Origin of the sequence: Levilactobacillus senmaizukei DSM 21775 = NBRC 103853, assembly GCF_001592085.1 — a bacterium.
GTDB lineage: Bacteria > Bacillota > Bacilli > Lactobacillales > Lactobacillaceae > Levilactobacillus > Levilactobacillus senmaizukei.
Map to the genome: position 1 here is coordinate 1 of NZ_BCWD01000028.1, position 24,173 is coordinate 24,173.

General features: G+C 41.0%; 19 protein-coding genes and 3 pseudogenes. 9 read left to right on the plus strand and 13 right to left on the minus strand.

The annotated features are described in order from the left end of the window. From LSE01S_RS09125 to LSE01S_RS11220, 4 genes are all read left to right on the plus strand, one after another. Positions 1-2,702, plus strand: a 2,702-nt coding sequence (locus tag LSE01S_RS09125; RefSeq protein WP_061777330.1) for a type I restriction endonuclease subunit R, EcoR124 family, incomplete at its 5' end; no start/stop codon positions are given. A 13-nt stretch (positions 2,703-2,715) separates the two neighbouring features. Beyond that, positions 2,716-4,338, plus strand: coding sequence for a type I restriction-modification system subunit M (locus tag LSE01S_RS09130; protein ID WP_061777331.1), 1,623 nt, complete (start codon positions 2,716-2,718; stop codon positions 4,336-4,338). Beyond that, on the plus strand, positions 4,328-5,539 hold the full coding sequence (locus tag LSE01S_RS09135; RefSeq protein WP_061777332.1) for a restriction endonuclease subunit S: 1,212 nt from the start codon (positions 4,328-4,330) through the stop codon (positions 5,537-5,539). Before LSE01S_RS09130 ends, LSE01S_RS09135 begins: the two co-directional genes overlap by 11 nt. Positions 5,540-5,752: 213 nt before the next feature. Further along, complete coding sequence (locus LSE01S_RS11220) at positions 5,753-5,815, plus strand: putative holin-like toxin (RefSeq protein ID WP_230083882.1); 63 nt, start codon at positions 5,753-5,755, stop codon at positions 5,813-5,815. Between the two features lie 155 nt (positions 5,816-5,970). Here LSE01S_RS11220 and LSE01S_RS09140 read toward each other — a convergent pair. The 9 genes and pseudogenes from LSE01S_RS09140 to LSE01S_RS09180 all read right to left on the minus strand — a co-directional run. After that, positions 5,971-6,798 (minus strand): annotated as a pseudogene (locus tag LSE01S_RS09140) (hypothetical protein); the annotation flags it as partial. Between the two features lie 15 nt (positions 6,799-6,813). After that, entirely contained in the window at positions 6,814-7,110 is a 297-nt protein-coding gene (locus LSE01S_RS09145) for a ribbon-helix-helix domain-containing protein (protein ID WP_061777334.1), read from the minus strand. Between the two features lie 323 nt (positions 7,111-7,433). Further along, positions 7,434-8,366, minus strand: coding sequence for a hypothetical protein (locus tag LSE01S_RS09150; protein ID WP_061777335.1), 933 nt, complete (start codon positions 8,364-8,366; stop codon positions 7,434-7,436). Beyond that, a complete protein-coding gene (locus LSE01S_RS09155) occupies positions 8,363-8,818 on the minus strand; it encodes a thioredoxin family protein (protein WP_061777336.1) in 456 nt (151 codons plus the stop codon). The genes LSE01S_RS09150 and LSE01S_RS09155 overlap by 4 nt, the downstream gene beginning before the upstream one ends. A gap of 2 nt (positions 8,819-8,820) precedes the next feature. Beyond that, positions 8,821-9,066 (minus strand): hypothetical protein, encoded by a 246-nt coding sequence (locus LSE01S_RS09160; protein ID WP_061777337.1) that lies wholly within the window; start codon positions 9,064-9,066, stop codon positions 8,821-8,823. Next, complete coding sequence (locus LSE01S_RS09165; RefSeq protein WP_061777338.1) at positions 9,066-9,707, minus strand: hypothetical protein; 642 nt, start codon at positions 9,705-9,707, stop codon at positions 9,066-9,068. Before LSE01S_RS09165 ends, LSE01S_RS09160 begins: the two co-directional genes overlap by 1 nt. Further along, positions 9,704-9,892 (minus strand): hypothetical protein, encoded by a 189-nt coding sequence (locus tag LSE01S_RS09170; protein ID WP_042255311.1) that lies wholly within the window; start codon positions 9,890-9,892, stop codon positions 9,704-9,706. The genes LSE01S_RS09165 and LSE01S_RS09170 overlap by 4 nt, the downstream gene beginning before the upstream one ends. A 37-nt stretch (positions 9,893-9,929) precedes the next feature. Continuing rightward, positions 9,930-10,895, minus strand: a complete 966-nt coding sequence (locus LSE01S_RS09175; RefSeq protein ID WP_061777339.1) for a DUF3102 domain-containing protein — start codon at positions 10,893-10,895, stop codon at positions 9,930-9,932. Between the two features lie 695 nt (positions 10,896-11,590). After that, complete coding sequence (locus LSE01S_RS09180) at positions 11,591-13,114, minus strand: primase C-terminal domain-containing protein (protein WP_061777340.1); 1,524 nt, start codon at positions 13,112-13,114, stop codon at positions 11,591-11,593. A 618-nt stretch (positions 13,115-13,732) separates the two neighbouring features. Here LSE01S_RS09180 and prgP point away from each other — a divergent pair. The 4 genes and pseudogenes from prgP to LSE01S_RS10840 all read left to right on the plus strand — a co-directional run. Then, complete coding sequence (prgP, locus tag LSE01S_RS09185) at positions 13,733-14,632, plus strand: ParA superfamily DNA segregation protein PrgP (RefSeq protein WP_042255042.1); 900 nt, start codon at positions 13,733-13,735, stop codon at positions 14,630-14,632. Next, positions 14,619-14,900 (plus strand): DNA segregation protein PrgO, encoded by a 282-nt coding sequence (prgO, locus tag LSE01S_RS09190; RefSeq protein ID WP_042255044.1) that lies wholly within the window; start codon positions 14,619-14,621, stop codon positions 14,898-14,900. Before prgP ends, prgO begins: the two co-directional genes overlap by 14 nt. Before the next feature lie 183 nt (positions 14,901-15,083). Further along, positions 15,084-15,527, plus strand: a pseudogene (locus LSE01S_RS09195) (IS30 family transposase); the annotation flags it as partial. Positions 15,528-15,556: 29 nt separating this feature from the next. Continuing rightward, a pseudogene (locus LSE01S_RS10840) lies at positions 15,557-15,745 on the plus strand (transposase); the annotation flags it as partial. Between the two features lie 310 nt (positions 15,746-16,055). Here LSE01S_RS10840 and LSE01S_RS09200 read toward each other — a convergent pair. Both LSE01S_RS09200 and LSE01S_RS09205 read right to left on the minus strand, forming a co-directional pair. Further along, positions 16,056-17,909, minus strand: a complete 1,854-nt coding sequence (locus LSE01S_RS09200; protein WP_061777341.1) for an ABC transporter ATP-binding protein — start codon at positions 17,907-17,909, stop codon at positions 16,056-16,058. Next, on the minus strand, positions 17,899-19,722 hold the full coding sequence (locus LSE01S_RS09205) for an ATP-binding cassette domain-containing protein (RefSeq protein WP_042255047.1): 1,824 nt from the start codon (positions 19,720-19,722) through the stop codon (positions 17,899-17,901). The genes LSE01S_RS09200 and LSE01S_RS09205 overlap by 11 nt, the downstream gene beginning before the upstream one ends. 841 nt (positions 19,723-20,563) lie before the next feature. Between LSE01S_RS09205 and LSE01S_RS09210 the strand changes: the two genes are divergently transcribed. Beyond that, positions 20,564-21,586 (plus strand): IS30 family transposase, encoded by a 1,023-nt coding sequence (locus LSE01S_RS09210; RefSeq protein ID WP_061777342.1) that lies wholly within the window; start codon positions 20,564-20,566, stop codon positions 21,584-21,586. Positions 21,587-21,874: 288 nt separating this feature from the next. Here the strand turns inward: LSE01S_RS09210 and LSE01S_RS09220 are convergent, their stop codons facing one another. Both LSE01S_RS09220 and LSE01S_RS09225 read right to left on the minus strand, forming a co-directional pair. Continuing rightward, positions 21,875-22,507: a recombinase family protein gene (locus LSE01S_RS09220; protein WP_061777344.1), complete on the minus strand. Its 633-nt coding sequence runs from the start codon at positions 22,505-22,507 to the stop codon at positions 21,875-21,877. Positions 22,508-23,237: 730 nt separating this feature from the next. Further along, positions 23,238-23,702, minus strand: a complete 465-nt coding sequence (locus LSE01S_RS09225) for a hypothetical protein (protein WP_235808331.1) — start codon at positions 23,700-23,702, stop codon at positions 23,238-23,240. Positions 23,703-24,173: the final 471 nt, after the last annotated feature.

Sequence of the window (24,173 nt, forward strand, 5' to 3'; positions counted from 1 at the left end):
AACTAAAAAAAGCCACGGTCGAACTTAACCAGGCTTTTAATCAAATTGAAAAATACGCACAGGAAGGTAAATATACGGGAATTTACTCGCTGTTGCAAATGTTTGTGATTATGACGCCGGATAGTACGGCGTATTTTGCGAATGCCGAACCGGATCATTTCAATAAAGCCTTTTTGTTCAATTGGCGAACGCGGGATAATCACCCCGTGGAAAACGGCTTAGCGTTTACGCGCCAAGTCCTTAATATTCCCATGGCCCACAAAATGGTCAGTGAATATACGGTCATCGACCAAGAACGTCAGAGCTTAATTCTCTTACGGCCTTATCAGATTTATGCGATTGAAGCCGTGATGCACCGGATTCATGACCATCAAGATGGCTTTGTTTGGCATACCACGGGTTCTGGTAAAACACTCACCTCATATAAAACCGCTAAATTAGCGGCGCAAGATCCCGGTGTCGATAAGGTCATCTTCTTAGTTGACCGGCGGGATTTAGACGAACAGACAACCAGCAACTTTAGTGCCTATGCTGCCAATGATGATATTGCCATTAACGAAGCCCAAAACACCGGTGATTTAATGCGTAAATTGCAACAAAATGACGGTAAGGTCTTGGTCACCTCGATTCAAAAACTTCATCGGGCGGTCAAAAAAACTCAAGCCCAGCTGGCAACCGGTAAGCAATCCCGCTTTAGTAAAACTTTAAAGCAACGGGTGATCTTCTTTGTTGACGAAGCCCACCGGTCGCAGTTTGGTAAGATGCAAAAGGAAATTCGGGACGCGTTTGTCAATAGTAATTGGTATGGTTACACCGGCACCCCCATCTTTAATGAAAATAAAAAACAGCTCAAGGGTGATCTAGCGGTTACGACGGAGGAGCTATTTGGTAAAGTCTGTCACGTTTATAACTTACGAGACGCCTTAGAGGACCAAGCCGTGTTACCGTTTAACGTGGAACACGTAACGACGATTGGGAAAGACACGTTAATAACCCGGGCCCTCGAAAAAGAAACTCAGCGCGTCAAAGCGCGTCGTGACAAGCAAGGCCGCCTGCTGAGTACGGCTGATGAAGCGAAAATCCAAGCCAAGATTCAAGCGATGTCAGTGAAGGACTTGGAAGAAACGTATTTAACTCCGGCTGACTTTGAGACTGATGAACATATCCAACAAGTTGTTCAATATATTTTACAAAAAGGCCCACGTAAAACCAGCTTGGGGCATGGCAACTACAATGCGATTTTAACCACCAGCTCCATTGAAATGGCGCAACGCTATTATCAAGCCTTTAAAGCCGCGAAAAAGACTACTCACAATCAGCTAGATCCTGATTGGCCCCGAATTGCGATTACTTATTCATTAAGTGAAAACGAAGATCAGAGTGCGCACAAACATGACCAAATGGCCACCATTTTAAAAGATTATAATCAGCAGTATCACACTAATTTTGATTTAGCCGATCTGAATCTCTATAACAAAGATGTCGCAAAACGGGCTGCTCGGCGTGAGGCGGTCTTTGCTCATTTGAAACCCGATCAAGAAATTAATTTAGTGATTGTGGTGCGGCGATTATTAACAGGCTTTGATGCCCCTCGGCTAAATACGCTCTTTGTTGACCGCACCTTAGCCTATCAAGAACTTATTCAAGCCTACTCACGCACCAACCGGCTCCAAAACCGGGAATTAAAACAAGAAGGCCAAATTGTGACCTTTCGGGTACCGGCAATCATGGAAGCTAATGAACGTGAAGCTTACAAGTTATATAGTGGCGAAGGCTCGTTTAATGTCATCATTCGTCCCACTTATCAGCAGGCCGTCTTAAAATTTCAAAAGGCTGTGGTGGACTTAAAAGCCATTGCCCCAACGCCGACGGCGGCCGATGACCTGAAAGGAACCACTGCTAAGGTACAGTTTGTGAAAGCCTTTCGCCAAGTGAATCAACAATTGAATTCCTTATCCATGTACAACGATTTCACTTGGGAGAACAGCGAAAAGACTTTTGGTATTGCTCAGCCCGAAGTAGAATCCTATACGGGTAAATATCTGCGGATTAAAGCGGCGGTTACTAACCAAGAGCCTGAGAAAGTCCCCGAAGAGTTGGCCGCTTTAGACTTTTCCTTAGCCGTTGGTTCAGTCGTCTTGGTGGATTATGATTATTTGACGCAATTAATTCAAGATTGGATTGATGAACAGCAACAATACTCGACGCCTGATCAAGCCCAAGCGCATATGACGGATTATCTGCAAAATAGTGCCAAAGTACAGGCTAGTTTGAATAAATTGGCGGAAACGCAACCGCAACAGGCTCAATTAATTCGCGAAGCCATGCCCTATATTGAGCAACAAATGCAACAGTTTCAGCAACAGAGCACCCCAAATCAAGCGCCAGTAGCGTTGAATGCTCGGGAGTTGGTGGCTGATTACGCCCAGAAACAATTGGTCAAAAAAACGACGACCTTTGCCCATACGTGGGGCTTAGATCAAGCAGCCCTATTACGGGTGGCACGTGAACACACCGTGGGTACTGATGAATGGCATCATGAACAAGAATTAACGCAGTCAGCGAATTTAGCAGCGGCCTTACAAGCTCAAACTGCCACTGGGCCGAAGATTCCAGCTATTTTGCCACTATACCGGATTAAGTCCCAGGCCGCTTGGCGGCAGTTTATTGAACACGATTTAGCAATCTATTTACAAAAATAAGTGAGGTTAAACAATGTCAGAAAAAACAACACAAGCTAGTCAACTTGAAAGCGCCCTATGGAATGCGGCCGATGTCTTACGCGGGAAAATGGACGCTTCTGAATATAAAAATTATTTATTAGGGTTAATTTTTTATCGGTTCCTATCTGAGAAAACCTTGACGACCTTTAGTGAATGGGCGGGTGAAACCGAAAATGTCACTCAGAAATATGCTCAGTATATGGATCCGCAGTTTGAGTTGGAAGGCGTCTCAGTGCAGCCCAGTTTAGTGGAGTATTTGCAAAATACGCTCGGCTATTTAATTCAACCCCAGGCGTTGTACGCTACCCTGATTGGCAAGATTCAAGCCCATACTTTTGCATTAGATGATTTATCCCAAGCACTTCATGATCTGGAACAGTCGACACAAAATCTATCTTCAGCGCAAGACTTTTCGGGCTTGTTTGCCGATGTGGATTTAAGTAGTAGTAAATTGGGCAGTTCTTTACAACAACGGAACCAAACTATTAGTGATACTATGTTAGCTTTGAATGCGATTGATCTTATCCATCATCAAGGCGACGTCTTAGGTGACGCCTATGAATACTTAATCGCGCAATTTGCCAGTGATTCCGGTAAAAAAGCGGGTGAATTTTATACCCCGCGGCAGGTGTCCGACATTATTGCCCAGATTGTAACCTATCAGCGTAATGCAGGTGATAACCAAGTGCGGACTATCTATGATCCAGCAGTTGGGTCCGGTTCACTACTGTTGAATGTGGGACAGCACGTGCAAAATCCCGGTTTAGTGAGTTATCACGGTCAAGAATTGAACACCACAACCTATAACCTGGCCCGAATGAACTTAATGTTACATGGCGTCTCGTATGACGATATGCACTTACGCAATGGCGACACATTAAGTAAAGATTGGCCGGTTGATGAACCTTACTTATTTGATGCGGTTGTTATGAACCCACCCTACTCGGCACACTGGGATAATAGTGACAAACGCTTGTCTGATCCTCGCTTCCGCGACTATGGCGTCTTACCGCCTAAATCTAAAGCCGACTTTGCCTTCCTACTACATGGCTTTTATCATTTGCAGGAACATGGGACTATGGGCATTGTCCTACCCCATGGCGTGCTATTTCGGGGGGCTAAGGAAGGCAAAATTCGCCAAAAGCTTCTGCTGGATAACCGGATTGATGCCATTATTGGGCTACCCGCTAATATTTTTCATTCCACCAGTATTCCAACGTTGATCATGATTTTAAAGAAACATAAAACCACTGATGACGTCTTGTTTATTGATGCGTCTCGGGAATTTGAAAAGGACAAGAATCAAAATAAGCTAACGGCAGCCAATATTCAAAAAATTGTGACGACTTATCAAAACCGGCAAGATGTCGATAAATATGCCCACGTGGCCTCACCGGCGGAAATCAAGGAGAATGACTACAACTTAAATATTCCGCGCTACGTCGATACGTTTGAACCGGAACCCGAGATTGATCTGGGCCAAGTTAAAACTGATCTAAAACAACTAGACCAGGAAATCAGTCAGAATGAACAAGCCTTTAATGAATTGGCTAGCCAGTTAGTGACCACCCAGGTGAATGACCAGTCAAAACCGGAGGCTAACAATGAAAGATAAACAAGCTAAATATCCGCAATTAAGATTTAAAGGTTTCACTGATGCTTGGGTACAGCGTAACCTTTCTGAACTGCTTCAAGAACGAAACCATCAGATTGAACCTAACGACGAATATGAGTTGATGTCTTTCGTAGCTGGTACTGGTGTGACACCAAAGGGCGAGAGGTATGATCGCAGCGCTTTAGTCACTAATGACTCAAAGAAGTACAAAGTCACTGAATTTGGTGATTTTATTTACAGTTCGAACAACCTTGAAACTGGGTCAATTGGATTCAATAAAACAGGAAAGGCAGTGATATCGCCGGTCTACAGCATCTTCTATTCAACTGAAAATGCTGATAGTCGATTTATTGGTCTGTTGTCTAGTCAAAAAAATTTTATCCATTCAATGGTTCGATACCGACAGGGAGTCGTGTATGGTCAGTGGCGTATTCATGAGTCAGATTTTTTGAAGATTGCAGTTTTCACCCCAAAGTTGGATGAACAAAATAAAATCATCGAGTTTTTCGAAAGGTTCGACAAACTTATCGCTGCTAACCAGCGTAAGTTAGATTTGCTCAAGGAACAGAAAAAAGGCTACTTGCAAAAAATGTTCCCTAAAAATGGGGCCAAAGTTCCTGAATTGCGATTTGCAGGGTTTGCTGACGCTTGGGAACAGCGTAAGTTGGGTGCTATCACAGACTCTTTTTCTGGTGGAACTCCGACCGCAGGGAAAGCTGAATACTATGGCGGTGAAATTCCGTTTATCCGTTCGGGTGAAATCTCATCAGATTCAACAGAGCTTTTTATCACAGATGCTGGGTTAAATAACTCGTCAGCAAAGATGGTAGGGATCGGTGATATTCTTTATGCTCTATATGGCGCAACCAGTGGTGAAACGAGTATTTCAAGAATTAACGGGGCAATTAACCAAGCTATACTAGCTATCCGTCCAACTAAAGGTGACGATCCTTACATGATTGTTCAGTGGCTAAAAAAACAAAAAGAAACCATCATCTCAACTTATCTACAAGGTGGCCAAGGGAATTTATCCGGCTCAATTGTTAAAGACTTGCTGATAACTTTGCCAAAAAACAAAGACGAGCAAGCTAAAGTGGGTTCGTTTTTCAAACAACTTGACCAAACCATCACTCTTCATCAGCGTAAGCTTGAAAAACTCCAGGAACTCAAAAAAGGGTATCTACAAAAGATGTTTTGCTGATTCTTAATTTGATCAAATTTAGGATCCTATGAAACTCCATGACTTAATTTTTATTGTTCTTGGTCAATACTTAATTCACCTGTATAATAGATTACGCAGGAAGTTTTAAGGGCGGTGGCTGTCTTTTCCCTTGTGAGGTGAGGCCCATGGGAACATGGAATAATCTTCAGGAAGGTTTCACAGTCAATGAGCGTCTTCCAGACACTCTCGTTGATGTTGCTGTTTGCAATGTTTATTTTAGCGTTGCTAACATACATCGACAAAAGGAACAAATAAAAAAGCCGCCCCGATTATAACTTTGGCGAGTTACGGGACGACAGTATCGTTTAGTTAACTAATGCCACCGCCTTTGAAGCGGCTTGCATGGGAAGTCTTGTTAGCGCAGGGCTTCCTTTTTCTGTCTCCATTATAGCATGCCCTTTAAAAACTGGCTAACGTTTTAGACTTTGATCGGGTTCAGAATCTGGTTGTTTAATTTCTGGATTCTTTTTAGCAAATGCTTGCAGTTGTTTTTGAGTTCGCTTACTGATTTCTTCGTGTATCTCATGTAACTGGTTTTTAAATTGTGCTTTTTGTTGTGAATTAGTCGTTTGCTGAACTTGTTGTTGCAAGCTTTGATAGGACTTATTCAGTGACTGAGCTGATAGCTTTTTTAAATCATGCTCGGGCTCTTTTTGTGCTTCTTGTAAGCCTAATTGTTTGGCTAACCCGTCACTAAGCCCAATCACTTTGTTGCTAACTTGCTGGATTTCACTTAAAGCACTATGGATCACGGCTTTATCTTTGGCCCAGGTAGCTACATACCCGAGGGAGTAATTGCCTGTATCAACCCCAATGTTTTGCATGGCGACATATGCAACCGCTTCGGCTTGGGTTTCCTGATAAGCTCGTGGCCGATCTTTAAAGGCTGATTTTAATCCGTGTAGCTGGCTATGCGCATATTCATGATATAACGTCTTCAATTTTAAAGCATTATTGGGCTCATCGCCACCAATGACGATTTCATTAGTGCTGGGTTGAAAATACCCCTTAGCCCCATTTAGCGTCGCTAAAGGCACTTCACTGGCTTTAAGGTCAGGTTGCTGGTTTAAATAATCCTTGAACGCGTTATACAAGCTCGTTACATTCTGGTGATTAGTCAAATTTTCTTTGACAAAGTCTTTAGCACTTAATACTGGTTCACCGCTAGTTTGTGACACATCAAAGACGGGTAGATAACGATAACTGACAATGGCGCGCTCATCGTTTCCAAAAATTCGGATTAAATTTGCAATCTACCAGCGTGAAACTTTTTCGGCTAGTTTTCCATTGCTCGCCACTGCTTCGTTATTGGTTTCGGCATAGGTTCTAAAAGCCATTAACATTTTTAACTCCGCTTCTCGCTGATCCTGCATCGATTTTTCTAACGGTGCCGCATAGCTTTCAACATATTCTTGTTGTAATGCGTCACGCAACAATTGTCGACAATACGCTGACCGATCTGCATACCCCCGTTCCTTCGCAAAACTTTGAAGATCCGCTAACTCTTTTTCTGTTAATCCGCGAATATAAAGTGGTGTTTGCTGACTCATTTAACCCGCTCCTTTCGATATAAAATGTGCCGCTATTTTAAGTCGGCAAACGACTCAATTTTTGACCCAACTTTCTACATCTGACAAAACCCATTCAACCCCCGGTTCAAAAAGACAACAGGATAAGGGGAGCTGCTAGCACCTACGGTGCTAGGCCGACAGTGTCGGCGCTCAGCGGGCTTGCTGCGATTGCTCATTATTGGAAACTAAATATGCTTTTTGTCCTTAAATTGGAAACTGACTAACAAAAAAGTAACCTAAATTGGAAACTGACTAACACCGACAAATCAAAAAATCACCCGACAAAATTAAAAAAGAGGCACTTACTTCTGATAAATCTGAGTCTTTCCGGGTTTTGGTAGCTGGTAACTACCGTCATTAATTGCCGTTTGTTTCTTCTGCATATAGGCAATTTCAGTTTGCCGTTTTTCAATATCTTTTTGGGCTTCACTAATATTCGTCCGTTGCGTATCCTGGTCACTACGAATATCTGAAATGCCGCTCAACGTGTCTTGCCGCTGTGAATCTGTTTCATATTTTAAGTCCTTTTGTCGCATGGTGATCTTTTGATTATCGGTTTTAATGGCGGCTTGAGCGACTTGAATCACTTGTTTATTTTGCTTGATTTTTTGTTGTTGCTTTTCAATTTCTTTGTTGATTGCCGTTATCGCATACTGCTTAGCGCTCAACTTCTCTAAGTTATGATTGTCCAAACTTGGATGATTTTTTAGCACTAACTGAGCTGACCCACCCTTGGTGATCTTACCATTAGCGCCCACCGTTTTATCTCGATTCTCCACCGTAATTTGAATGGCACCGAAGTTATCATCCAGATGGTCGACAATCAAAACATAATGATTCGTGGTCGTTGGCACCACTTGATAACTGGCACTTTCTTGTCCCACCGTTTTAATATACCAATCTAAATCACTAGGTAATATTGAAGCCTCTGTGGCATCGTCATTGTCCCCCGTAATATGAAATTGCATCACTAAGCGCTGCGTTTTCGAACTATATTGACGCGCTGTCAGTGCAACACCAGGGCCACTACTATCATCATCACTATCACCAGTATTTGAAGTCGAAAAACTAACCGCGGAATTCAATGGTGTCTCATCAACATTGGCAAACGTTGGTGCAAACTTGATACTGCCGAGTAACCCCCCACAGATCAATATAAAAAGGCCCAAACCAATAATCCTGCGACGACGTGCTGATTCACGCCACCAGAACCACAGCTCTTTTAGTCGCCTCATTTAGCGTCACCTCTTAACATCAATTGATCAATTTTGGCTGGATTAGTGCCGCTATATTGCTTTAAAACTTGTCCTTTTTTTATCACCATAAAGGTTGGTGTCGATTCAACTTGGTATCGATCTAATACTCGGGTATTGGCTGGATTGGTCGTTCGAACTTTCAAAAAAACACCCGTTTCTTTCTGCCTACTTGACTTCACTTGGGCCTCATTGCGGTTTACCTGACGCTTAATTTGCTGACAATAACGACAACCCGGCCGATAAAATAACAACACAATTCTTCGACTGGTCTTACGCGATAACGTGCGTTGAATGGTAATGGGTGACGATTCAACATACGCTTTATTCTCCGCTCGATTTCTCACCAAAATTCCCGTCAAAAATCCCATCACGATTACACTACCTGCAATCAACGTCACGACTTGCCAGCGCTTTGATCTGCTTTTTTTCATGCTCACTTCTCCATCACTGTATGCACCGCTTCCACCAGCACCATTAGAATAATTAAAATCAAAACTTGATTAGCCACTCCGTCCCAAAACCAACCAAAGTGCTTCCGGGTTTGATCGAATGTGGCTGTAGAAGGTGATTTTTGAGTCACCTTTTTTACTAATCGTACCTCGCGTCGCCGTTGAAAATGGGATCGATCTGGTAGCTTTTCGAGAGTAACAAACTTGTCCCCTGACTGATTAACTGCCATTAGTCCACCTCCGAGGTTAGCCCCGTCGCTAACACATCCAACTGCGAAATCACCACTACCAGACTGCCTTGATGACTACCAAGATGACCCGTTATGCCTACCGTCTGCCCAGATTCAAGGGCGTTAACTGTCCGATAGAGCGGCTCATTTAATTGGCCGTGAATCAAACAAACGACCTGTTTTTGAGTCCCAATCTGTAAGTCAAATCTGGCCGTAAATCGGGCTTTATTCTTAGGTTCAAAAATTGGTTTTGTGACCACCGTTCCGGTTAATTCCAGTCGATTGACCTGACGGTCAACGTGGGGAACTGTTCCCACGTCTCGAATCAAATACCGTAACCCTTCAGCTACCCGTAACCGAACTTTTGATAAAGCCAATGGAATTCGCTGCACAATAATGGGTAACTCAGTTGCCTTAATTTGTCCTTTCACCTTGTTAATTTGGTCATTAGAGGCACTACCAATCACCACCCCTGCCAAGAGCACGGGGACACCCGGAACAGCTACCAACACCCCATCACGTGACAATAAATGATCTGATCTATCTAACACCACGCGACAAACCATTGGATCGTCCGCCTGATCTAAACTAAACAGCTGCACAACCACCCAAGTTGCCGGCTTATTTTCCAAATCACTCATGCCAATGCCTCCAATAATTGTGGTGAAATACTCGTCACTTGCCCTTTCAAACTCACGATGCGATAAGTATCTTGATCTCCGGTTTCCAGTTTGTGCTGACGCAACCACTGAAAAGCCAAACCCTCAGTCACAAATAATTGACCAACAAGAGTCCCCGCATCAATATCAATTAAGCCGTAAGTCATGTTCTTTTCCTCCTTCACTGATTTCTGAATTAAGACCTTAGACATGGTATGGATGAGCCAAATCATCATGTAAAACTTGCCCATTTTCAATCAACTTATCGGCCATTTCGGTCAGCCCTTGCACCAACGAACTCTCATCGGGCAACATTGTCGTATCAAGACGGTTCCGCAGCACCGCAAAATTATCTAGGAGTTCATTAATCGACTTAACCATCTTCTGAACTTCGCGAATTTGCGCATTCTGTTTCAACATATTTTGCCGTTTGACCTCAAGATCGCTCAGATCAGCCTTAATTTCTTCCTGGTCAGCCTTAGCTTTTTCCAATTCCAATTCATACGCCAATCGTTGATTATGGTCATCAACGGCGTCATCAACCAACTTTTGTAGATCCGCAATTTTTTCATTGGCGGCTTTCAAATCAGCTTTCGTATCTTGATAATCAGCTGGTTCAACCTCAACTTGTTTAATCTCTGGATCACGTTGTAACTTCGTCACTTGATCTTGCAGCTTTTGGGCTTTCTTGTCCGCTTGCGTTAACAACGTCTGATTCGCCATATTCTCAGAGTAAGCCGCGGCCAATTTACGCTTCGTTTCCCGTAACTCGCGAACCGTCATCTCATCTGGCTTCTTAGTTTCACCCGAATCAAGTTGTTGGGGGTTGTCGCGCTCTTCAGGCGGCATAGTCGCAATCTCATAAAGAGCTTTCCAACCCAAATCAGTACTCGAGTACTGATTTGGAAGCTCAGATGCTATCTTTACAAAACGTTGTGCTGTAGTCGGATTCATATTGACTGATTCTTTAAGCCATTTCATGTACTCTCCATGTGCCAAATCATTCTCTTTCACCCACTTCAAACGCCGACCAATTTCAAAAATTGCCTGGCCCCCAATTGATTGATACGCCTTAATCTCCGTCGTCACAGTGGTCAAATTATGGCTCAACTCAACTGCACTCGTTTCCTCAGCTTGTGACGTAATATCACGCCTTCCCGCATTCTCCATGTCCTTTACCTCCTTGAACTAGTCAACAACCACAAACATTTATCTAAGCGCCGTTGATTTACTTGTCAGGACACAAAAAGAGGGGCCCCACGCGCTAGCGTGAGACCCCCCGACTTAAGTACAGCGTCAGTATTGTCTTGTTTTGATTGAACCCACCAAACCCACTTAACCCGTTAATCACGCGTTAAAACTAACCATCAACCAGTATTCTCTCGAATTCGTAAATAAGAGTATCGTAAGAACGACCTAGCAATGATATAATGGTTTTGGCATGGCCTATCGTTTCCAAGACGTGCTAGGCTGTGTCAGGAGGGCAACGGTCGCTAACGTGTCTGATCACGTTATGCGGCACCAACTTCGCCATCTTGTCAAGAATTGGCGTTCTTGACAAGACTTTGGGAGCTGGTCCCTCTTTTTTTGTGCCCTGATAAATAAATCAACAGGCACTGTGCTATTTACTTTACAACTTTAAAATAGCACAGTCAGACAATACTGACACAAAAAATAATAAAACTATTAAGTTTGCCATATCGAGAACATACGTTCCCTTTTGGCTGACTATAGTTTACCGCACTTCCTAAAATTTGCCAAGCTATTTTTGTGAGTCCCCACACAAGACCCCTAAGTAGCAATACCCTCACACAGCAACAAGCCTATTCTAGATATATACCTATGGCAATTGATAGCAGCACTTTTCACCCCGTTCTTCTCCTCGTCTCCATTACCCACGGTGGCGCTGAATCACCACTCACCGCTTGCATCTCAGTTAAAGTGCCAACTGTTGGCTCATACCCATTTGGTCCTACAGTAGGAACTAGGGTGGTCAAATACCCAGTCCACGCTTGACTTTGAGCCTGACGGCTCACCATAGCCGACTTAAATAACATGGTCACCGTCGTCAATAAAGTCGGCTGGTTACCACGCTGCACCCGCTTCAATTGCGAAGTTGCTTGTAATTGCTTCATAACCCGATTCAAACTCGCCGGAGAAATCCCTAACTCATCCTGAATTTGACGCGTTGACATGGCAACCGAAGCAGCAGAACCACCCATTCGATTAATCAACGCAAGCACATCGTTACGCCATTCATTAGCATGGCTGTATTGTCGTTCGGCACGTGGCTTAGCAAATTTATGCCAGCCAATCCCAACAACGACTTTACCTGAAAAATTAGGCACCCATTGATCCAATAGTCCTTGAACATAACTCAGTGCGGCCCCTCGATAGTCACCTGAATAAGCGTCTCTGACGCACTGTACAACTTCGCGATCGACCAATGGGTCATGTAAATTTGAATTAAAGACGTCAAGCACGTCTCTCGCACGCTGCTGAGAAATTTTAGACTGATACATCGCTAAAGCTAACGTCAAAACCGTGTTGTGACGGGCTAAACCTTGACCTGATTTGACTGTTGTCACTTTCAATAAGGCTTTAAACCAAGCTTGGTCAACCTGCCGACCTTCATCTGGGGCTAGAGAAATCACCTGTCGTTTATCCGGCTTCGTAACCGGAACTTGGGCAGCATAATATTGTGACCACTTCATCAGAGCGCTCACCTGGACCAACATATGTGCATCAAAAAAGACTAGATTGTCTTGCCGGGGAATTCGAAAAATTCCAAAGTTATTGCAGCCGACATCGACCCCCGCCACTCGTTTTTGAATCCACTGCCGCACAAAACTCGACATTTTTTGGGCTGCTTTTAAGACTGGAAACTGACCGCGTGTTTTCCGCAAAAACATAGGCTGATCAAAAACGTAGTAGATATGGAATCCCTTCGTAGTCCGCAAAATCATCGTGGGAATGAATAAGTCAGCAACGGTTACGGCCCCCAAGACCTCTTGCTCACGCGCGTCTCGTTCTTGTGCGTCGGCAAAATCAATATCAACGACCAGGCTATTAATTTGCGCCAGATTATTTTCCCGGTGTCCCCGAACACTCGACCGATTTTGCGTATAGCCAAGCCAGTTGAATGTATTGGGCGTCCAGTGAGTCATACGATCGGCGATGGCGTCAAGTGCTTCAAAAGAGGTGACCACGACACCATGTGCTTTTTGCATTGAATCTTTACTGCTGAAGAGCGCAATGGCCCCTTTTTTTGTAGGAGTTTCCATCACTTGTCCGGCAATAGTAGAACCACTATTTTTAACTTTATATGTATGTAATGAATCGTGTAATATCAGCCTTTGTGCAGCCTGAACCGTCTTTAAATCGTACATGGTGAGCTCACCTCCTTTCAAAATAAACACCTAAGTTAGCTTAATAGAAATGACATAGAAACCGAAAAAGCGCAGACAAAAAAGCAACTCAGCGTTTAGCTAAGTTGCTTAAGGTGGAAGTAGTCCGACTACCCCCGAATAAACTTTTAAATTTTTTAAAATTACCGCCTACGGATCTAATTAAATAGATCCAGTGAATTTTCGTAGAAGTCGCTCACCACACGTGTCCCCTTATTTTTTACCCGGCAGCTTGTCCCCTACCGTTTTGAAATCACACCATTCTCGACATCTTACCATTTTGCTGGTATAATCTCTTTAGTTGAATGAAAAAGATTTTTTTGTCGAGTGCTTCCCAATTGCCGTTGGGTGGCGCTTTTCTTTTATTTAAGGTAACCATACACCATAACAAAGAAAATGTAAACAAAAACATCAAAAGTATACTTTTGATGTTTTTTAGTATATTAATCCACAAATCCACGAGTATACTAATGTAAAAGTATAAGAGTATATTAGTATACTTTTACATTAGTATACTTTTGATAAAAAAGCTTGATTTCAGGTTTCAATATGGTATACTATATTTATAGCAGAAGTATACTTATGAGAGGAGTGTTATCAATGACGTACGTAATCGCTTTAAGCAACCAAAAAGGGGGCGTTGGCAAGACGACCAATAATGTGATGTTCGCAATCACTCTTGCCACCGTTTTCCATAAAAAGGTTTTACATATTGATATGGATCTCCAAGCAAACAGTACATTCATGCTCGGTATGACCTTTAATAAATCAAATTGGCCCGCTTCTATAACAAGATGCTTAAATGATAAGGATCTAAGTAAGGGAATCACGCATCTAACAGAAAATCTAGATGCCATTGCAGGAGATTCTGATTTTCGAAACTGGGGCACATGGGTAGCCGACCATATAAAGGGTGTCCACGAACGAACCTTTTACTTCAAAAAATTACTAGATAAAATCAAAGACGACTATGACTTTATTTTTATAGACACTCCACCAGCAACAGATATAAAAGTCGACAACATAATGGTTGCAACTGACTATGTAATTGTTGTGCAAGAAACCAAGAGATTCGCATTTGAGGGTTCAAAGGAACTAACCAACACTTATCTTCAAACTCTATACGATGACTTCAGCGACGAGATTAATGTTCAGGTCGCGGGAATACTGTTAGTCATGCTTGACAAAACTCACACGGTTGAACAGCTCATTGTTGATAAGACCGTTAAATATTTTGGTAAACAGAATATATTCAATGCCATTATCAAAAGTCACTTACGCCTTGAAAATTATGGTGAATACGGAGTTCAGTTTGAAGACTACCACGATCGTGCTATGTTCGCACTCTTTTCCGATCTTTACGCGGAATTAATGGAAAGAATAGACCAATTCGAAAGTAAAGGAGATATTGCTGACGATTATGTCTACACGCCAAAATATCTCAATGGCAAAAAACTAACACCACTTGGAAAGGAGATAAGTGCTGATGGCCTTGATTAAAAAAGATGCTGATCACTTCGAAGTGAACATAAAAAAAACAGTCGATGATTCCAGAGATGAACAAAAAACTACTAAATACTCCGCAGCGGACAGAAAAAGCCTAAGGGTCGATCCACCTGTTTTTGACACGATAAAGAGTCTAGCTTACATTAAAGACGTGAAAATGTATGAACTTGTAGAAAGCGCTGTTGAGGCATATAAGCAAAACACGCTTTCAGATAGAGAGAGAGAAATCTTCGACAGCATTTATCAGAGAAAACAGTCATAAGTATACTAGTGCAAAAGTATACTTATGATAATTGGCCTATAATCACTGATAAACAAGCATTTTAAAAAGTATACTAGTCGCTAAATATACTTTTCCACTAGTATACTTTTTCTGATTTCATAGATTAAACTATAGGTAGATTGCAAATTTAATCCGAATTTTTGGACAAATTGTTCAGCATAAGCTGATACAGTTTTATCTGGAAAACGTAAAGGTCAAGCAGTAGCTACGTTTGTCGAGTGTAAGAGTCGGCTTACCATCGTTAAACGGCTTAATGGACGAGATAGTACTTCAATGACCAAGGCTATTTTAGAATTGGCTAACCAGTTAGGAGATAATCTCAAGACCCTTACTGTTGACCATGGGAAAGAATTCGCCAACTACAATTTGATTGAAGAACAGACCGGTGTTCCGCTGTACTTTGCGCACGCTTATTCGCCACATGAACGAGGCAGTAATGAAAATCGCAACCGAGTACTACGCCGCTTCATTCCCAAAGGTCAACCGATTGATGAGATTACCGATGATGAATTGATTCAAATTAACTGGTATTTGAATTCCCGACCACTCAAATGTTTAAATTGGCGAACACCGATTGAGATCTTTTTGCGTGATCTGCGTTACTAAATTTGTTCAAGTTATTTCTTGCAATCTGCCAAAATAAAAAGCTCATCCAAAATATGACCAGTAGTACACTTTCCAACGGTCCCATTGAAGGCGTCAATCGAAAGATTAAACAGATTAAGCGGACAGCATACGGATACCGGAATTGGAAAAACTTTGTTTTTCGTATTCAAATTGAATTTAAAATCAGATTAAAGAAAAGGAACCCCGTTCGAAAGTGAACGAAGTTCCACATAAACCCTCCATCAACACCCGTTGACAAAGAGCCACAAAAAATTGGTACGGTTAGGCGCTATCCTACGGTGCACCAATTTTAAGAAAAAACGTGGAATTAAGGTGAGCCTACTTGTGGAATGGCTTCTAACAACGGTCTTTTCTCGCTATTCGATGCCTCGAGTTGATGACCCATTTGGCTTTTCAACGCGAACAGTCCACAATTGTCTTAACGAAGCTCAAACTAATTGGCAACGTTTTGTCGTACTCATTGCGATTAAGCTGATTCAATACATTCAGCGCTTTACCGAATCAAATTTATTTTTTATAATACTTTGCTTGTTCCGTGTACAAGCGCCAATATAGACGTTTCTCGCACATTAGCTTTTTATGGTTACCTTCTTCGACAATTTTTCCGGAATCAAAGACCAATATTCGCGAACTAAACCGTGTGGAGCTCATTCTGTGCGAAATGTAGACAGCAGTTTTAGAGCCAACAAGACTATCAAATTTGGCGTATATTTCAGACTCTGAAATTGGATCCAGTGCTGCAGTTGGTTCATCTAATACGATAATTGGTGCATCCTTATACCAAGCTCTGGCAATTGCAATTTTTTGTAACTCACCACCAGAAAAATGGACCCCTTCTTTGTCTAGTTGTGTACCAACGCTGGTATTTCCACCCTGAGGAAATGTAGAAATTTTTTTCCAAATCCCTGCTAGTTTCATCGCCCCGACAGAACGATTCTTATCTATAATCGACGCCGATGATACGTTATCATTAACAGAAAATCCCGACAGAGAAAAGTCTTGGAACACTACTGAGAATAATGACTTATAGCCTTGCGTACTAAATTCGTTAATGTTTATACCGTTTATGCTAATCGTACCACTGGTGGGCATTATTAACCTCGTTAGTAGTTTTACTAGAGTTGTCTTACCACTACCGTTTAAGCCAACTATTGCTAATCGTTCACCAGAACGGATGGTCAAATTAACGTTATCTAAAGCTAAGGATGTGTTTCCCGGATACTTGTAACTAACATTTTTAAATTCAATATTAAAGCCGTTTGTTAAATCAGAAATATCTTTGTCCCCATATTGGGTCTTTTGATCGCTGAATTTCATAAATTGTATATATTCATCCATAGTTTCAAAAGAAGCTTCCCGATTACCCCAAGCCCCAAAAACCGCGGATAATGTTGCCATTACCTGCTGAAGATATCCGACATAGATAACTACACTACCTACACTAATCGCTTGAGACGCACTTTTCATTGAAATTAATAAATATAATATCCCCACTATCCCATAAGTTATCAAGGTATTCATACTTGCAATATGGGTCGCTTTTATTTGGAATCTAGAATCTTTCTTGAGCTGATGATACATATTTTCCCTGGCTTCAGAAATCGTATTCTCTTCCGTGTCATATAGTCTGAGAGTCTTTCCGAAAATCGGATTTCGAAAAAGTACATCGCTGTAATAGTCAATTACCCGGTTGAACTGAATATTAAACGCAAAGAATTTCTGCATTACCTTCCCTTCCAAGCGAGCAATTGGAAAAGAACTCAATAATGGAATTAGTACTAATCCGATTACTACAATTAAAAAATAGGGAGAATTAACAAAGGCTGAACCCTTACTGCTAATTGGGGCTCTGGCACTAATCATGACCAGTAATGATCCTCCTGCAAGAATACATGTGGTTGCAAAGGAAATAATCCCGTTTAAAATATCTGAAATAAATATCGTGAAACCACCCGTATACATAAAACCTGTTTTGACTGAACTATAGAGTTTCCTGAATTCAGGATTTATAAAAGTTGGGTAATCAGTTGCCAACATTTTCTCAGCTAAGTTTTTGTTAGCTTTTTTAATCATCATATGTGAGCCTGAGTTTGCAAGGATTCCCAGATATTCGCTTAAAAAATTCAAAATTAATAAAATAACCAAGAAAACCACGGTTATCCCTATCGGGTACCTGTTATTTCGATTATTATCAATCAAGATGTTAATAATTTGACCGATAAAGAAGATATTGACGAAGATACCAATTGTCGAAATGACGGATGATAAAAATTGAATAACAATGACATGTGGGTAGAGCTCATTTGAAAATTTGAGATAAACGCGTAGTTTGCTAATTGTCGATCCGTCGTTATTCTCCATTACCAAGTTCATCTCCTTCGACATAATATTTGCTTTGAACATGATAGAGGTTTGCGTATTCCTCATTCGATTTTAACAATGCAGCATGCGTACCAGAATCAACCAAACGTCCGTTTTTAATAAAAAAGACCACATCCGCGAACTGAGTAGAAGCTAATCTATGAGAAATAAAAATTGAAATTTTGTTCCTGGATAATTCATGGTATTGTCTATACAGATTACTTTCCGCTAACGGATCTAACGCGGAAGTTGGTTCATCAAGAATCAATACCTGGCCATCTTTGTATAATGCCCGCGCCATCATTAACTTTTGTGATTGGCCTCCAGATAAACTAATCCCTTTGTCATCTATATATTGTGTTAGAGCAGTGTTTTCTCCATTTTTCAAGTGCATCACATCGGAAGCCAATCCAGAAACGTTCAGCACATCAGTGGTGGAAAACTTTGATTTGTTATGAAACGTGATGTTTTTTTCGATAGTATCTGCAAACGTAGCCCCTGACTGAAAGATTGGTGAAAACAAACGGGAGTATTCATGCATATTGATATTTTTACTTGAGATCCCATTAATCAGAATTTCCCCCGCAGTGGGTTTCAGTAGGCCCATCATTAGCGAAATCAATGTTGTTTTTCCGGCACCATTCAACCCTACCAAGGCCACAGACGCATCTTTTTTTATGGTGAAGCTAATATCGCGAATAATATCCTTCTCATCATTTGGATAATGGTAACTAACATTTCTAAACTCTATTTCATTGACATGGTTAATTCTCTCCGCCCCAGCATGAACTTTTTCCTTTTTTTGAAGCTTATCGACATAATCTAAGTATTCACGACCAATTGTTACATCTTCATTAGCCATTATTAACTTTGAAAATTCAGTTGCTCCCCTTCTAACTAATGTACTTAGAGTACCCAGTAATGTTAAGAAAAAAGTAAAAACTGGTAACGACATACTATGCTCGCTAACTCTTATGATCAACGGGACATACATGAAGAAAAGCTGTATCGTATCAAGTAAACATATGAGCCCAATTGACTTGATTTTTTGTAAGTTGATTTTTCTCTGAGTTTCAGTCATTTGTCGAAAAGCCGCTTCAATTTTTTCCTGATATTGATTACGTAAGCTATACATTCTGATGTCCTTACCGGATTCGAGTTTAAACGCTTCTTGGTATAGATACTTTTGGTAAAAGTTCGTACCATCCACGCTGGCTTTCAATAGTCTTTGAGAATCATTGAATTTTATTAAAAATCGCGCTGAAATCAGTGAAAACATTAAGATAACAACTGGACTCCACCATTCGATTACCACAGTAGCCACGGCAATTACCAATACAGAAACCAGAGTCGCTCCAAGACTTACAAAACTTGGCCACAACACGTCGACTCCACTATCGTCGTCTTCGTAGCCATGTTTTGAACTCGTTACTCGTATTTTTTGAATTTCCGTATCGATTGATTCTTCAAATGGAGAAATCAAGAAGCCCATGCCATCGTCAACGGTCAATTGCAAGCGAAAATTTGCATTTTCCCATTGCAACCACGTTTTATACACAGACTGCCCCCAAAGCAGGCAACCCAATCCGATACAGACAGATAGAATCATGACAGAAAGTCTTGAAAAATTAAAGCTTCTTTGCAAACCCCAAATTATTAATGTAGGGACACCGCTTGTTGCCACCAAGATACTAAGACTAGTGATTCCCTGAACCAATAATCCGTATTTTAATTTTGGAAATTTCTTGGATGTTTTTTTCAAATACCAGTTAATATTTTGAAAAATCGTGTACTTTTCTTGTTTTGCTTGCATCCTCAACCCTCCTTGATTTTAGCTGACTAATAGGATCCGTTCCCAATCAAGGCGCTGCTTACTCTGTAATGACATTAAAGTCAAAACAATCCCACCTGAACCGTTTAACAAACCAATATCGTTAAAATAACCAGGTGTATCATATCTCTTTCCTCGGAAAACCATATCGTATTCCATAAATACTAGTTTTTTTCAAAATCAGCTACAGATAGTAACCTCGCCAAAATTCTTTGTTTAATTAATCCAATCTCTCTTAATCCGGTATCTCGCTCCATTGCATTTAAAATTAAGAGAAGTCCGGAGATTCCGTGACAGGCTTACTCGAACAATAGCATCATTGATAGCTACCAGGCTATCAATGATGCTATTGTTCGTCATATTCAAATTGCTGTAGATCAACACCACCTTAATTACTCGAAGCTTGCAGCGTCTTGGAAAAGAGAGAACTCCACTATAAAAAGCGAAAGTGTTCTCAGAATGCGCCTATTTAACATCTAATTTAAAAATGTACCCTTCTACTTGTTGAAAAGTATGCTGAAATTACGTGAGGTGCTGCAATTAATGCATAGTAGGTTAAAAAATCTACACTGCTATCTTTAATTATCAATATAATAAGTAACATCGCAGTAGATAAGACGACAAGTGTGGTATGTAACCACGGTACTGTTGTCACATGATTGTTTTCTTTGAAACACGGATGCCTACGCTCAAAAAGTTTTAATAGCGTACTAAAAATTATTCCCGGATTTAAAATTGAAATGCAACACTTAAAAGACTAGACCAAAAAGGTCGTGAAGACCTATTCTTAAATCACCAACTGATACAAGAATGGAGTGTCTTCATGACCCACAACCAGAATACCATGCATCGTCATTTCCAACAACTTCAATCTTTTGAACGTGGCCAAATCATGGCTTGGCTATCTGCTGGATGGTCCTACCGGCAGATAGCCCGTAAACTCGGTCGTAACGTTAGTACGATCAGCCGTGAGGTCAAGCGTGGAACTACTACCCAGTTTGGCTCGAATCATCGTTCCTTTACCACGTACTTTGCGGAAACTGGCCAAGCAGTTCGTGAAAAACACCGTACCAGTTGTCGCCACATTGGCTTCCTGGAAAGAGCGCCTGAATTCTTTGACCAACTGGTCAAAGAACTTAAACGGAAGCCGCGCATTCACAGTGTTGATAGCTTTGTTCATTGGTTTGGTGCGCACTATCCGCAATTACCTTGTCCCTCGACCCCTACGGTTTACCGTTATATCGATGACGGACAGCTTGCACTAACTAATACTGATCTACCACTGAAACTTCGACGCCGCATTAAGCGTCCCGGGAAAGGCCATAAACGAATGAATAAACGGGTTCTTGGTCAATCAATCGAAGAGCGTCCCGCGGGTGCTGAAAAACGTTCTGAATTGGGTCACTGGGAGGGTGACCTCGTTAAGGGTAAGCGAGTTGCTAGCGAGCCAGCTATCATGACGTTAACGGAACGAGTTAGTCGCTATGAAATCATCGTTAAGATCGACAATTATCACGCTGCTACTTGTCGTGCAGCGCTTCAAGGAATCGTCAACGACTATGGTGCTGAACACTTCAAGTCCATTACTTTTGATAACGGTTCCGAGTTCTCTGAACTTAACCAAGTAAAGGAAACGCAAGTTTACTTTGCTCATCCGTATTCCCCCTGGGAACGTGGATCCAACGAGAATCAAAACCAATTGATTCGGGAGTTTCTGCCCAAAGGGCAATCACTGCGCAGTCTCACCCTCGTTGGTGTTCAAAGTATTCAGGATACCCTCAACCAGCGTCCTCGAAAATCCTTGGGCTACCGTTGTGCTTCTGAAATTCTTTCATGTTTTGATTAAGCTAGACCAGATTCATAGAATAGGTTGTAAGTGTTGCATTTGATTTGACAATTCAGGACTAAAAATTATTAAAACGATGGCCGCATAAATCATTATTATTAACCATGAATGAATAATCTCAATCGGAAACAAAATAAAAGCAATGATTAGGTATTGAAAAAGCGTATAGTTTCCATAATTAATATCAATCATCTCGTTTATCTACCTTTCAATTTTAACTACAATTAGATATTGGCAAATGTTTAATGTTCGATATTCAGTTAAAATCAACGAATCCCGGTTAACCTTTTATTCGGGAATTTCTTCATTCAACCGATTATTGATATTAATGACAGTCTGCACCGATACACCAGTTTCAGCCGCAATCGCTCGATAACTTATTTTAGCTCCGGTTGCTTTGTTTCTTAACTGATCAACAATTCGATGATAAATAAACCGTTTTTGTGGGTTAGGTGAATCTTCAGCGTATGCCGGTCTAGTTCCGCGATACTTTCCATTAGCCTTAGCAATCTCAATTCCTTGACGCTGGCGCTCACGAATTTTCTTCCGCTCCGTCTGGGCCATATAAGCTAGCAGTTTAGTTAGCATATCGAACATAAATTTGTCCATATCTGAATCGCCAGTTTGCATTGAAAGAAATGGGGCATCTAAGACTTCCATTCTAACCTGTTTATCTCTAATCTGTTTGATTATATCACTGGCGTCGTCATAGTTTCGACTAAGCCGATCCAACGAAGCAATAACCAACGTATCGCCTTGTCGCACGTAAGTAATTGCCGCCTGTAATTCTGGTCGGTTTTCCGTTGACTTACCTGATTGCTTTTCTTCAAAGATTTTTTCGCAACCGGTAGTCTTCAAGGCCTTAATTTGGCGGGCCAAATTTTGATCAGTTGAACTAACTCGTGCATAACCAACTTTCATAAATAACTCTCCCTTCAGAGAATCTGTCTTCCCCACCCTATCGACTTCTGTTTAGACACTCTAATTTGACAGTTTGGTAAAAACAAAAAACTGCTTGTTATCCCAAGCAGAATCTAAGTTTTTATCCATAAACTGATTATACCTCTTTTTGTCTAATTAGGGTAAACTTTGATTGGAAACATTGACTCATTTTACCGCCAATATAAAAAGATCAGTAAATTGTCTAAAAATAATTATTGATGCCTTAAACTATTGAAAAGTATTCCATAGTAGCACATCTGAGGAGGGGGCCTTTCACATTATTAATCCATTGGAGGGATAAATGAACGAGCGACATCTCAAGCGGGGTTGTCAACCTCCTCATTTGCAATTGGAGTTATTTCTCAGACACTTTTGCTGTAAATCTCGGATACTTTTTCTGCCGAATATTTTTGAATGGAAACCAGTACCCAATAACTCTGAACTTTATGGCAATTGGCTCGGATAAAAAAGTCTGAGCGCGTCTTCTTAAATTTCACTCGTCCAATTCAACGGAATATGTCGGTGGCTTTTTACTTGTGAATTTAGGGAATGTCTGATGGCACAATAAAAGGCTGGTGCTGTAACACCGACCTTACAGACCACCCTTAAGGCGGCACAAGCTATAGACTGATTAAGTTGCCCAACCGGTCAAAGGTAGGGACGACTTTTTTATTTTTTCGTCTTTTTTTTGATCGACTATAATCCACTATTACCGTTTTGAGAAACACTTAAAGAACAGAACAATGAGAAAAATAGGTGCAAACAGCACAAACAACACACTCATAACCAAACTTTTGAACAGACTGTATCCCCAGCCAGCCGCATTACCATACGTTGCCGTTTCGCTCATGGTATACTCCCATGGGTTTGCAGAAACCCCATTTGCCGACCATCTTCTCCCCCTATGGTGTTGAGATCTATCTTGATGATGGATATCAAGTGCTTTTTGCTTATAGGTAACAATTTGGCTGTTATCAGCTTTGAACCATGAATTATGATGAATCCTGAAGAATGGTAAAATAAGTAATGTTGTAAAAAAATATAAATCTAATGCCATAAAATTGTACTTAAAAGGATAAAGAGAAAACCCTTTCTTGGTAAAAAATAGAATGATAATCAAAGCTACAACTCCGACACAAAAGTAGTCCAGTATTTTAAATATCTTTTTAAGCATCATCCGTCTCCCCTATCTACTTTGAATGCGATACTGCAATGTAATTTAGATTAACCCAAAAATTAATTAACAAAGAAGCAACTGATACTGCGCACTTAGTTCCCACAGCGATAGATATTGAATATATTTTTTATGAGTGGTGTCCTGATCCAATAGCTATAGTCTAATGAACCCCGACTATCATACTTAAAAAAGATAATCTTCCATTAATATTGATAAAACGATGGACAGACTAGGTAAAAAACACAAAAGGTTACTCAGTTTTGAAATGGTTACTTAATTATATTGTTCCAAAAGTCTTTTACGATAAATTAGTACTATAATGTTTATTATAGTACTAATTAGAGTAGGGGGATAAGAATGATCAAATTAAATAGATGGCAGTGGGGTAGACAACTACAATGGGGAATAGTTTTGTTTGTTATGGCAAATTACAAGTTTAATCCGAACAAGCCCGGAATCTTTCAATGA

Bases quoted from the DNA above. Each gene is read 5' to 3' on its own strand.
- LSE01S_RS09130 (WP_061777331.1), top strand. From the start codon at position 2,716: ATGTCAGAAAAAACAACACAAGCTAGTCAACTTGAAAGCGCCCTATGG.
- LSE01S_RS09135 (WP_061777332.1), top strand. From the start codon at position 4,328: ATGAAAGATAAACAAGCTAAATATCCGCAATTAAGATTTAAAGGTTTC.
- LSE01S_RS09145 (WP_061777334.1), bottom strand. From the start codon at position 7,110: ATGAGTCAGCAAACACCACTTTATATTCGCGGATTAACAGAAAAAGAG.
- LSE01S_RS09150 (WP_061777335.1), bottom strand. From the start codon at position 8,366: ATGAGGCGACTAAAAGAGCTGTGGTTCTGGTGGCGTGAATCAGCACGT.
- LSE01S_RS09155 (WP_061777336.1), bottom strand. From the start codon at position 8,818: ATGAAAAAAAGCAGATCAAAGCGCTGGCAAGTCGTGACGTTGATTGCA.
- LSE01S_RS09160 (WP_061777337.1), bottom strand. From the start codon at position 9,066: ATGGCAGTTAATCAGTCAGGGGACAAGTTTGTTACTCTCGAAAAGCTA.
- LSE01S_RS09165 (WP_061777338.1), bottom strand. From the start codon at position 9,707: ATGAGTGATTTGGAAAATAAGCCGGCAACTTGGGTGGTTGTGCAGCTG.
- LSE01S_RS09170 (WP_042255311.1), bottom strand. From the start codon at position 9,892: ATGACTTACGGCTTAATTGATATTGATGCGGGGACTCTTGTTGGTCAA.
- LSE01S_RS09175 (WP_061777339.1), bottom strand. From the start codon at position 10,895: ATGGAGAATGCGGGAAGGCGTGATATTACGTCACAAGCTGAGGAAACG.
- LSE01S_RS09180 (WP_061777340.1), bottom strand. From the start codon at position 13,114: ATGTACGATTTAAAGACGGTTCAGGCTGCACAAAGGCTGATATTACAC.
- prgP (WP_042255042.1), top strand. From the start codon at position 13,733: ATGACGTACGTAATCGCTTTAAGCAACCAAAAAGGGGGCGTTGGCAAG.
- prgO (WP_042255044.1), top strand. From the start codon at position 14,619: ATGGCCTTGATTAAAAAAGATGCTGATCACTTCGAAGTGAACATAAAA.
- LSE01S_RS09200 (WP_061777341.1), bottom strand. From the start codon at position 17,909: ATGGAGAATAACGACGGATCGACAATTAGCAAACTACGCGTTTATCTC.
- LSE01S_RS09205 (WP_042255047.1), bottom strand. From the start codon at position 19,722: ATGCAAGCAAAACAAGAAAAGTACACGATTTTTCAAAATATTAACTGG.
- LSE01S_RS09210 (WP_061777342.1), top strand. From the start codon at position 20,564: ATGACCCACAACCAGAATACCATGCATCGTCATTTCCAACAACTTCAA.
- LSE01S_RS09220 (WP_061777344.1), bottom strand. From the start codon at position 22,507: ATGAAAGTTGGTTATGCACGAGTTAGTTCAACTGATCAAAATTTGGCC.
- LSE01S_RS09225 (WP_235808331.1), bottom strand. From the start codon at position 23,702: ATGCTTAAAAAGATATTTAAAATACTGGACTACTTTTGTGTCGGAGTT.